The sequence below is a fragment of the Amycolatopsis sp. NPDC004368 genome (assembly GCF_053602515.1).
The window spans coordinates 193,583-202,870 of record NZ_JBSGDT010000003.1; the positions used below are offsets into that span (position 1 = coordinate 193,583).

A 9,288-nucleotide genomic window follows, 5' to 3' on the forward strand; every position below is an offset into this window, starting at 1 on the left:
TGTTCACTTACCATTCATGTGGTGACCACCGATCCGTTGCCCTCCTCGACCCGCGGCCGCGCACCTGAGCCGACGACCCCGGCCGAGCTGGGCCTCCCCGACGAGCCCGCGAAAGCCGGCCCTCGGGACCCGGCGGCCACCCACGTCCGAGCCAAGCTGGACCACGAGCTGCGCGAGCTGCTCTCGCGCGAAGCCGGCACCCGAAGCGGCGCGGATCCCGAAGACCTCCACCAGATGCGCGTGGCCCTGCGCCGCATGCGCAGCGTGCTGAAGACGTCCGGCTCGCTCGTCGGCGCGGGCGCCGAGCCGGTGCGCGCGGAGCTCGGGTGGCTCGGCCAGTCACTCGGCGAGGTCCGCGACTACGACGTGCTCATCGGGCACCTGCGCGAGGTCATCGCCACGTTCGACGTCCGCGATCAGGCCGCGGGCCGCCGCCTCGTCTCGAAGTTCGTCACCGAACGCGCCGCCGCCCGCCGCCGGCTCACCCGTGCCCTGTCGAGCGCCCGCTACGCAGCCCTGCTGCAGAGCGTGGCCCAGCTGACGCGAGTGCCGGAGCGGGAGATCGACCCGACGCCGGTGGGTGCCGGCGGCATGGCCACCGACGTGCGCAAGCCCTACCGGCGCCTGGCGAAGGCCGTGGCCGCGCTGCCCGCGGACCCGCCGGACGACGATCTGCACGCGCTGCGCATCCACGGCAAGAAGCTGCGCTACACAGCCGAGCTCGCCAGCTCGTCGGCGAAGAAGAAGCAGGCCGCCGAGCTCCTCTCGCTGATGAAGGCCACGCGCAAGCTCCAGACGGTGCTCGGCGACCACCAGGACGCGGTCATCGCCGCCGAGAAGGTGCGCGGCCTCGTGCCGACCGCCGACGGGGAGATCGGCTTCATCGCGGGCCGCATCGCGGAGCACGAACTGCTCAAACGCACCGAGGCCCGCGCGGCCTGGCCCGCCGTGTGGGCCCAGATCGACAAGGCGGCCCGCACGGCCTTCTGACCCGCCGGCTCAGTAGTCGCGACCCGTGAAGCCGCGGTAGACGAAGCGGGTCAGCGCTTCGATCGCCTCGTCGTCGGATGGCGGTGTTGTCCCCGCCGGGGCGATGAGCCACATCTGGGCGGCGCCGTCGATCAGCTGGTACATCATCGCGATGCTGAGCTGCGTCGACGCCGGAAGCGAGTGGCCGGCGGCCGTCACGTGGGCCAGGTGGCCGCTGAGGTCGGCGGCCTGCGTGGCACCGAAGGTCGAGATCGTGCGGGCGAAGTCCTCGTTCACCATCGCGGCCTGGCGCAGGGCCTGCATCGTGGGTGCGTTGGCGCGGTAGAAGTGCCAGTACTGGCGCACGTGCCAGCGCACGGCCGCGGGGTCGCTGAAGTCGGTGAGGTGCCCGTCCGAGAGGGCTTCCTCGTCGCCCGCCGCCGCGAGGTCGCCCAGGAGCGCCTCGAGGAGCTCTTCCTTGCTCGCGAAGTGGTTGTAGAACGAGCCCGCCGCACGGCCGGCTTCCGCCGTGATGTCGGTGATCTTCGTGTTCAGGTAGCCCTTGCGCGCGAACACGCGCTTGGCGGCCTCCTTCAGCGCCGTCTCCGTCTCGGCGGCCTTCTCCTTGCGGCTCGTCGCCGTCATGCCCACCTCCCTTGACATGAACGCTAGCAGCGCGCATTCTGAATCCAGATTCACTGAATTCTAATTCACTGGAGGGGACATGGACACCACGGTTCTCATCGCGGGAGCGGGCCCGACCGGGCTGACGCTCGCCATCGAGCTGGCCCGGCGCGACGTCGCCGTGCGGGTGGTCGAGAAGGCAGACGCGTTCTTCACCGGCTCGCGAGGCGACGGCCTGCAGCCCCGCACGCTGGAGGTCTTCGAGGACCTCGGCGTGCTCGATGCGGTGCTGGCCGCGGGCTCGCCGCAGTACCCGGTGAAGGTGTACCTGAGTGGCGAGTTCGTGGACGAGCGCTGGATGGCCGACCGGCTCGAGCCGACGCCCGCCGTGCCGTACCCGAACGTCTGGTTCCTGGGGCAGTCCCAGACCGAGGGCATCCTGCGCGACCGGCTCGCGCAGTTCGGCGTGCGCGTGGAGCTGGGCGCGGGCCTGACCGGGTTCACCCAGGACACCGGCGGCGTCACGGCGACGCTGGCCACCGGCGAGACCGTGCACGCCCAGTACCTGGTGGGCGCCGACGGCGGCAAGAGCTTCGTGCGCAGGACCCTCGGGATCCCGTTCGAGGGCACCACCGACGAGACGATCCGGATGCTGCTCGGCGACGTGCAGGCCGAGGGCCTGTCCCACGACTCGTCGTACTGGTTCGCCACCAAGGAAAATCCGATGAGCGGCGTCGTCTTCACCCCGCTCGCCGGTACCCCGCACTTCCAATTCGGCGCTCCGCTCGACTCCGATGAAGCGTCGGCCACGCTGCCCGCCCTTCAGGCCCGCGTCGACGCCGTGACCGGCGGCACGATCCGGCTGCACGACCTCGCGTGGTCCACCTTGTGGCGCCCCAACGTGCGCCTCGCCGCCGCCTTCCGCCGGGGCCGCGTGTTCCTGGCGGGCGACGCCGCCCATGTCCACCCGCCCACCGGCGGCCAGGGCCTGAACACCGGCGTGCAGGACGCGTACAACCTGGGCTGGAAACTCGCCGACGGCTCACCCGAGCTGCTGGACTCCTACGAGCCCGAACGCCGCACCGTCGCCGCCCGCGTGCTCGGCGTCTCCACCGCGCTGCTGGAGAAGTACGCCGACGGCGCCGAAGACGCCCACCGCCGCGGCGACGAAACGAAGCAGCTCGACGTCGGCTACCGCGGTGGCCCGCTCTCCCCCGCGTCGTCCGGCAACCTGCGGCCCGGGGACCGCGCCCCGGACGCCCCGCTGGCCGACGCCAACGGCAAGCCGGTCCGCCTCTTCGACCTCTTCCGCGGCCCGCACAGCACGGAGCTGGTCTTCGGCACCGGTCTCGTTCGCGCGGAGTTCCCGGGGTACCGCGTGCTGCCGGCCGGTTCCGCCGCTTCGGGCCCCGATCTGGTGGACGCGGGCGGGCACGCTTACGCCGCTTACGGCGCCGCCGACCGTCGAGTTGTGGTGCGGCCGGACGGCTACGTGTGGTCGGTCGAAGGGTGAAAAAGAAGCGAGCCGGTGCCCCGAAAGGCACCGGCTCGCTTCACGTTCAGTCAGGAGTTCAGCCGCTCCGCCGCCGCCTCGATCCGCTCGTCGGTCGCCGTCAGCGCCACCCGCACGTGGTTGGCGCCGGCCGGGCCGTAGAACGTGCCGGGTGCGACGAGGATGCCCCGCTCGGCGAGCCAGGCGACGGTGTCCAGCGCCGGTTCGCCGCGCGTGGACCACAGGTACAGGCCCGCTTCGGAGTGCGAGATCTCGAACCCGTTGTCCTGCAAGGCTTTCCGCAACACTGTCCGGCGCCGCAGGTACCGCTCGCGTTGAGCGGCAACGGCCTCGTCGTCGGTCAGGCCGGCCACCATGGCCTCCTGAACCGGACGCGGCACGATCATGCCCGCGTGCTTGCGGATCTCCAGCAGCTGCTTGACCAGCCGGGGATCACCGGCGATGAAGCCGGCGCGGTAGCTCGCGAGGTTCACCGACTTCGACAGCGAGTGCACGGCCAGCAGGTTGTCGAGCCGTCCACCGTGGACGGACGGGTGCAGCACCGACACGGGCTCGGCGTCCCAGCCGAGCGAGAGGTAGCACTCGTCCGACGCCACGATCACGTCGCGCTCGCGCGCCCACTCCACGACCTTGCGCAGGTGCTCGACACCGAGCACCTTGCCGGTCGGGTTCGACGGCGAGTTGAGCCAGATCATGGCCGGGCGCTGCGGGCCCAGCTGCGTGAGGCCGTCGGCGCGAGCGACGTCGGCGCCCGCCAGCAGCGCGCCCACCTCGTAGGTGGGGTACGCCAGCTCGGGAATCACCACGAGGTCGCCGGCGCCGAGGCCGAGCAGCCTCGGCAACCAGGCCACGGCTTCCTTCGACCCGATGGTCGGCAGCACCGCGTCCGACTCCAGGCCGGCGACGCCGTACCGCCGGCCCAGCGCCTCGACGGCAGTGGCCCGCAGCGCGGGCGTGCCGTGCGTCGCCGGGTAGCCCGGGATCTCCGAGACCGACGCCAGCGCGTCGCGGATCCTGGCCGGAACCGGGTCCACGGGCGTGCCGACGGAAAGGTCGACGATCCCGCCGGGGTGCGCTTGCGCGCGGGCCTTGACTTCGGCGAGCGAATCCCAGGGGAAGTCCGGCAGAGGGCGGGTCGTCATTCGCCCTGCGGGGCCAGCGCCTTGATGAAGGCCGGGTCGTGGCTGGTCTTGCCGACCTTCGAGGCACCGCCGGGCGAGCCGAGCGTGTCGAAGAAGTCGACGTTGGCCTTGGTGTAGTCGGACCAGTTGTCGGGGACGTCGTCCTCGTAGTAGATCGCCTCGACGGGGCAGACCGGTTCGCAGGCGCCGCAGTCCACGCACTCGTCGGGGTGGATGTACAGCATCCGCTCGCCCTCGTAGATGCAGTCCACGGGGCACTCGTCGATACACGCCTTGTCGAGCACGTCGACGCAGGGCTCGGCGATCACGTAGGTCACTGCGCACTCCCGCATTTCTCTAGAGCCAGTCCCTGCGGACATTACGCGCTTGCCGCACCGCAGGTCGTGCTTAGGCAACCCTTAGCCATACCCCTGGTATGGCCGCGAATGTCCCGCTCAGCGGTCGCGGCGGCGGGGCTTCGGGGTGTTGCGCGCGTCGCCCGTGATGACGAAACCCGGGCCGGTGGGCTGCGTCTTGCCGGTGCTGTCCTCGCGCTTTTCCTTGAGGGTGCGTTCGAAGCCGTCGGCGATCTCGTCGACGAGGTCGTCGTTGTGCCGGTCGTCCCTGCGCGCGTAGCTCATCGGTTCTCCCTGCGGAAATGGGGCCGCGGCCGCGTTGCCGCCTCCGACACAATCTAACCGTGAACGACTCGGAAATGCTCGAAATGGTGTGCGCGCGGGCCTGGCCGCCGGTGGTCGACGAACCCCTCGGCGAGTGGCGTCTGCGCTGGGCCGACGGCTTCACCGGGCGGGCGAACAGCGCGCTCGCCGTCGGCGACGCCGGGCGGGAGATCACCACCGCGTTGGCCGCGGTCTGTGACTTCGCCCACGGTCGGGGTATCGCGCCGGTCGTCCAGGTGATCCAGGACAGCGACACCGAGCGCGCGGTCGCGGCCGCCGGCTGGCGCGAGTGGAGCGAGCACGCCGCGGGTCACCGGGTCGCGGTGCTCGTCGGACCGCTGCGCGCCGAGCCGTCCGAAGCCGAGGTGCTCGACGAGCCCACTCCCGCGTGGTGGGAACTCGCGGCCGACAGCCCTTCGCCGAGTGCCGCCGAACGGCACGTGCTCAGCACGGGCAAAGTGGGGTACGGCGTGGTCGAGGTGGAGGGCGTCACCGCCGGGGCCGTGCGCGGTGCCATCGTGGGCGAGTGGCTGCACGTGTCACGGCTGGCCGTGCGGCCGGAGTTCCGGCGCCGCGGGCTGGCGTCGGCGCTGATGTCCGCGCTGGCCGGTTGGGGCCGCGCGCACGGAGCGGAAAGGTGGGTGCTGCAGGTGGCGGAGGACAACACGGGTGCGCTGAAGCTGTATTCCGGCCTCGGCTGTACGGAGCACCACAGGTACCGCTACTGGGGCCCGGGACCCGGCGCGTGCGAGGATCCGCAGTCGTGAAGATCGTCGTTTTGGTCGGTGGAGTCGGGGGCGCGCGCTTCCTGCTCGGCGTGAAGACCGCACTCGGGATGCCCGCGATCGGCGAGGCGGAGACCCCGGCCGGGTCGCCGCGGCACGAGGTCACGGCGCTGGTGAACACCAGCGACGACGTGTGGATGCACGGCCTGCGCATCTGCCCCGACCTCGACACCTGCATGTACACCCTCGGCGGCGGCATCGACACCGAACGCGGGTGGGGCCACGCGGGCGAGACGTGGGTCGTCAAGGAGGAACTCGCCGCGTACGGCGCCGAGCCGACGTGGTTCGGCCTCGGCGACAAGGACATCGCGACGCACCTGATCCGCTCGCGGATGTTGCGCGCGGGCTACCCGCTCTCAGCCGTGACCGAGGCGCTGTGCGACCGCTGGCGCCCGGGCGTGCGGCTGCTGCCGATGTCGGACGACCGCGTGGAGACCCACGTCGTGATCGACGACCCCGACCAGCCCGAGCAGCAGAAGGCGATCCACTTCCAGGAGTGGTGGGTGCGCTACCGGGCCGACCGCCCGGCGCACTCGATCGTCTCGGTCGGCGCCGACGAGGCCAAGCCCGGGCCGGGAGTGCTCGAGGCGCTGGCCGAGGCCGATCTGGTGCTGTTCGCGCCGTCGAACCCGGTGGTGAGCGTCGGCACGACGCTCGGGGTGCCGGGCGTGCGCGAGGCGCTGCGCAAGTCGCGCGCCAAGGTGGTGGGCATCTCGCCGATCATCGGCGGCAAGGCGCTGCGCGGCATGGCCGACGCGTGCCTCACGGCGATCGGCGTGGAGACCTCGGCCGAGGCCGTGGGCCGGCACTACGGCGCCCGTTCCGACGGCGGAGTGCTCGACGGCTGGCTCGTCGCCGAGGAGGACCACGACGTGACGGTGCCGGGTGTCGACGTGCGCGCGGTGCCGCTGCTGATGTCCGATGTGGATGCCACCGCCGCCATGGTGCGAGCGGCCTTCGACGTTGCGGGAGTGTCCGGTGTCTGATTCGGCCCAGCCTGAGTTCAGCGACCACGCCTCGGCGAAGGTCGAGATCCTGCCCGTGACCGGCCTCCCGGAGTTCCGGCCCGGCGACGACCTCACCGGCGCCATCGTCGCGGCCGCGCCGTGGCTGCGCTCCGGCGACGTGGTGGTGGTGACGAGCAAGGTGTTCTCGAAGGTCGAGGGCCGGCTCGTGCGCGTGCCGAGCGACCCCGAGGCCCGCGACGCCGCGCGGCGCGAGCTGATCGACCAGGAGACCGTGCGGGTCGTCGCGCGGGTCGCGCGCACCGTGATCACGGAGAACCCGCTGGGGATCGTGCAGGCCGCGTCGGGGATCGACGCGTCCAACGTGCAGGGCGACGAGGTGGCGCTGCTGCCGTCGGACCCCGACGCGTCGGCGCACGCCCTGCGCGGCGGTCTTCGCGAGCGGCTCGGGGTCGAGGTCGCGGTGGTCGTCACGGACACCATGGGCCGCGCGTGGCGCGTCGGGCAGACCGACGCCGCGATCGGGGCCTCGGGCCTGCGCGTGCTGCACGGCTACGCGGGCCGGATCGACTCGCAGGGCAACGAGCTCGCCGTCACCGAGATCGCGGTGGCCGACGAGCTCGCCGCCGCCGCGGACCTGGTGAAGGGCAAGCTCGGCGGCCTGCCGGTGGCGGTCGTGCGCGGCCTGCAGCTCACCGACGACGGTTCCGCGGCGCGGGATCTGATCCGGCCCGTCGACGAGGACCTGTTCCGCTTGGGCACCAACGAAGCTCTCGCGCAGGGCCGTCGCGAAGCCGTGCCGAACCGGCGTTCGGTGCGCGCGTTCTCCGACGCGCCAGTGGATCCCGCCGCGTTGCGCCGTTCCGTCGCGGCGGCGTTGACCGCGCCCGCGCCGCACCACACGCACCCCGTGCGGTTCGTGTGGCTGCGCGACGCCGGGCTGCGCGCGAAGCTGCTCGACGCCATGCGCGAATCGTGGCGGGCGGACCTTTCGAGCGACGACTTCACGCCGTCGCAGATCGAGAAACGCTTGTCGCGCGGGGACATTCTCTACCGCGCGCCCGAGGTCGTGATCCCGTTCCTGGTCGCCGAAGGTGCGCACACGTACCCGGACGCGCGGCGGAACGCTTGTGAGCACACGATGTTCACGGTCGCGGCCGGCGCCGCGGTGCAGGGTTTGCTGGTGGCGCTGGCGGCCGAGGACCTCGGCTCGTGCTGGATCGGGTCCACGATCTTCGCGGCCGACCTCGTGCGCTCGACACTGGGTTTGGACTCCCGCTGGGAACCGCTGGGTGCCGTCGCGATCGGGCACCCGCTGGAGACGCCGGCCGCGCGTTCGCCGGGAGAACCGGGAGAAGGGCTCGTCGAACTGTGACTCTGCATTCGGACGCCGTGTCGGTGCTTTCGGCTTGGGCGCCTTCGCTCGGCTCGCAAGAATCGCTGCGCCAGGCGTTTCTCGGTTTTCTGGCTTCGCGCGAGGACACCGTGCAGCGCTCGTGCGCGGCGGGCCACCTCACGGCGTCGGCCGTGGTCCTCGACTCGACGGGCACGCAGGTGCTGCTGACCCTGCACCCGCGCGTCGGCCGCTGGCTGCAGCTCGGCGGGCACTGCGAACCGTCGGACGCGTCGGTCGCCGCCGCCGCCCTGCGCGAGGCGACCGAGGAATCCGGCATGACGGGCCTGGAGATCGGCGCCGAGCCGGTGCACCTCGACGTCCACCCGATCACCTGCTCCCTCGGCGTCCCCACGCGCCACTTCGACGTGCGCTACGTGGTCCGCGCGCCGGCGGGGGCTTCGCCCATCCGCAGTGACGAGTCCGACGACCTGCGCTGGTGGCCCGTGGACGCCCTGCCCGCGGGCTCGGAGGATCTCGCGGAACTCGTGACCGCGGCCGTTTCGTCCCGTTAAGGTGGCGGGCATGCCTCTGGTGCCCGCCAACCCGCACATCCACACCGGTGACGGCGGGTTCGTCAGCGGGTGGGTCGTGGCGGTCGGCTTCGCGGTGGCGATCTTGCTGGTCGTGGTGGGTGTGGTCGTGAGCCTGCGCAGGAAGCGCCGACGTCGTTACCAATCCGGCCGGAAGTAGGCCGGCCTCCACGCGGCACGTAACCTTTGCTGCGAAGCCATTCGGCCGTGGCTGGGTCGGATTGGCAACCATCAGCACAGCAGGGGGTTTTGGCCGTGACCGTGAGCTACGACAGCGCCTCTTCGGTGCCGCCGTTCGAGCAGGTGCGCTCGTCGATCGCCGCGCAGATCAACGACGGCACGCTCGCGGTCGGCGCCAAGCTCCCCACCGTGCGGGCCCTGGCTTCGGACCTGGGCGTCGCGCCGAACACGGTGGCGCGTGCGTATCGGGAGCTGGAGGAAGCCGGCTTGATCGAGACGCGCGGTCGGGCCGGGAGCTTCGTGGGGGCTTCGGGGGATGAATCGCGTTCGCGGGCTCTGGCGGCGGCTGCCGATTATTCAGCAGTGACGCGGCAGCTGGGGTTGTCGGCGGAGGAAGCGCTGGCGATTGTGCGGGCCGCGCTGGGCTGAGGATCTTCCGCTCGACGGAGCCGGCCCCCGATTTCGCCGCCGTGGCAAGGAATGCGGCCGCCGGGGTATCCGCAGCCGCCCGGATCTCCGCCGGGG

General features: G+C 71.8%; 12 protein-coding genes. 8 read left to right on the forward strand and 4 right to left on the reverse strand.

The features are described from left to right. Window positions 1–21: 21 nt before the first annotated feature. Window positions 22–990: a CHAD domain-containing protein gene (locus ACWEOE_RS06925; RefSeq protein WP_452004997.1), complete on the forward strand. Its 969-nt coding sequence runs from the start codon at window positions 22–24 to the stop codon at window positions 988–990. A 9-nt stretch (window positions 991–999) separates the two neighbouring features. Here ACWEOE_RS06925 and ACWEOE_RS06930 read toward each other — a convergent pair whose 3' ends face one another. Beyond that, window positions 1,000–1,614 carry a TetR/AcrR family transcriptional regulator gene (locus ACWEOE_RS06930; RefSeq protein ID WP_452004999.1) on the reverse strand — a complete coding sequence of 205 codons (615 nt, stop codon included), beginning with the start codon at window positions 1,612–1,614 and terminating at the stop codon, window positions 1,000–1,002. Between the two features lie 79 nt (window positions 1,615–1,693). On the opposite strand from ACWEOE_RS06930, the gene ACWEOE_RS06935 reads away from it, so the two are divergent. Continuing rightward, a complete protein-coding gene (locus ACWEOE_RS06935) occupies window positions 1,694–3,106 on the forward strand; it encodes an FAD-dependent monooxygenase (protein WP_452005000.1) in 1,413 nt (470 codons plus the stop codon). A gap of 50 nt (window positions 3,107–3,156) precedes the next feature. Here the strand turns inward: ACWEOE_RS06935 and dapC are convergent, their stop codons facing one another. The 3 genes from dapC to ACWEOE_RS06950 all read right to left on the reverse strand — a co-directional run bounded on the left by dapC (window position 3,157) and on the right by ACWEOE_RS06950 (window position 4,868). After that, the gene (gene dapC / locus ACWEOE_RS06940; RefSeq protein WP_452005003.1) at window positions 3,157–4,248 is read right to left on the reverse strand and encodes a succinyldiaminopimelate transaminase; all 1,092 of its coding nucleotides are present in this window, start codon (window positions 4,246–4,248) and stop codon (window positions 3,157–3,159) included. Then, window positions 4,245–4,565, reverse strand: a complete 321-nt coding sequence (gene fdxA, locus ACWEOE_RS06945) for a ferredoxin (RefSeq protein WP_326568408.1) — start codon at window positions 4,563–4,565, stop codon at window positions 4,245–4,247. Before fdxA ends, dapC begins: the two co-directional genes overlap by 4 nt. 117 nt (window positions 4,566–4,682) lie before the next feature. Further along, complete coding sequence (locus ACWEOE_RS06950; RefSeq protein ID WP_452005005.1) at window positions 4,683–4,868, reverse strand: hypothetical protein; 186 nt, start codon at window positions 4,866–4,868, stop codon at window positions 4,683–4,685. Between the two features lie 59 nt (window positions 4,869–4,927). On the opposite strand from ACWEOE_RS06950, the gene ACWEOE_RS06955 reads away from it, so the two are divergent. The 6 genes from ACWEOE_RS06955 to ACWEOE_RS06980 all read left to right on the forward strand — a co-directional run bounded on the left by ACWEOE_RS06955 (window position 4,928) and on the right by ACWEOE_RS06980 (window position 9,192). Continuing rightward, window positions 4,928–5,674, forward strand: coding sequence for a GNAT family N-acetyltransferase (locus ACWEOE_RS06955; protein WP_452005008.1), 747 nt, complete (start codon window positions 4,928–4,930; stop codon window positions 5,672–5,674). Further along, window positions 5,671–6,678 carry a 2-phospho-L-lactate transferase gene (gene cofD / locus ACWEOE_RS06960; RefSeq protein WP_452005011.1) on the forward strand — a complete coding sequence of 336 codons (1,008 nt, stop codon included), beginning with the start codon at window positions 5,671–5,673 and terminating at the stop codon, window positions 6,676–6,678. The genes ACWEOE_RS06955 and cofD overlap by 4 nt, the downstream gene beginning before the upstream one ends. After that, window positions 6,620–8,032: a coenzyme F420-0:L-glutamate ligase gene (locus ACWEOE_RS06965; protein ID WP_452005013.1), complete on the forward strand. Its 1,413-nt coding sequence runs from the start codon at window positions 6,620–6,622 to the stop codon at window positions 8,030–8,032. Before cofD ends, ACWEOE_RS06965 begins: the two co-directional genes overlap by 59 nt. Then, a complete protein-coding gene (locus tag ACWEOE_RS06970) occupies window positions 8,029–8,565 on the forward strand; it encodes an NUDIX hydrolase (RefSeq protein WP_452005015.1) in 537 nt (178 codons plus the stop codon). Before ACWEOE_RS06965 ends, ACWEOE_RS06970 begins: the two co-directional genes overlap by 4 nt. A gap of 10 nt (window positions 8,566–8,575) precedes the next feature. Beyond that, window positions 8,576–8,743 (forward strand): hypothetical protein, encoded by a 168-nt coding sequence (locus tag ACWEOE_RS06975; protein ID WP_452005018.1) that lies wholly within the window; start codon window positions 8,576–8,578, stop codon window positions 8,741–8,743. 95 nt (window positions 8,744–8,838) lie between these two features. Beyond that, complete coding sequence (locus ACWEOE_RS06980; RefSeq protein WP_452005021.1) at window positions 8,839–9,192, forward strand: GntR family transcriptional regulator; 354 nt, start codon at window positions 8,839–8,841, stop codon at window positions 9,190–9,192. The last annotated feature ends 96 nt before the right edge of the window (window positions 9,193–9,288 follow it).

Coding starts and splice junctions, on each gene's coding strand:
- ACWEOE_RS06975 (WP_452005018.1), top strand. CDS start 8,576: ATGCCTCTGGTGCCCGCCAACCCGCACATCCACACCGGTGACGGCGGG.
- ACWEOE_RS06930 (WP_452004999.1), bottom strand. CDS start 1,614: ATGACGGCGACGAGCCGCAAGGAGAAGGCCGCCGAGACGGAGACGGCG.
- ACWEOE_RS06950 (WP_452005005.1), bottom strand. CDS start 4,868: ATGAGCTACGCGCGCAGGGACGACCGGCACAACGACGACCTCGTCGAC.
- dapC (WP_452005003.1), bottom strand. CDS start 4,248: ATGACGACCCGCCCTCTGCCGGACTTCCCCTGGGATTCGCTCGCCGAA.
- ACWEOE_RS06965 (WP_452005013.1), top strand. CDS start 6,620: ATGCCACCGCCGCCATGGTGCGAGCGGCCTTCGACGTTGCGGGAGTGT.
- ACWEOE_RS06935 (WP_452005000.1), top strand. CDS start 1,694: ATGGACACCACGGTTCTCATCGCGGGAGCGGGCCCGACCGGGCTGACG.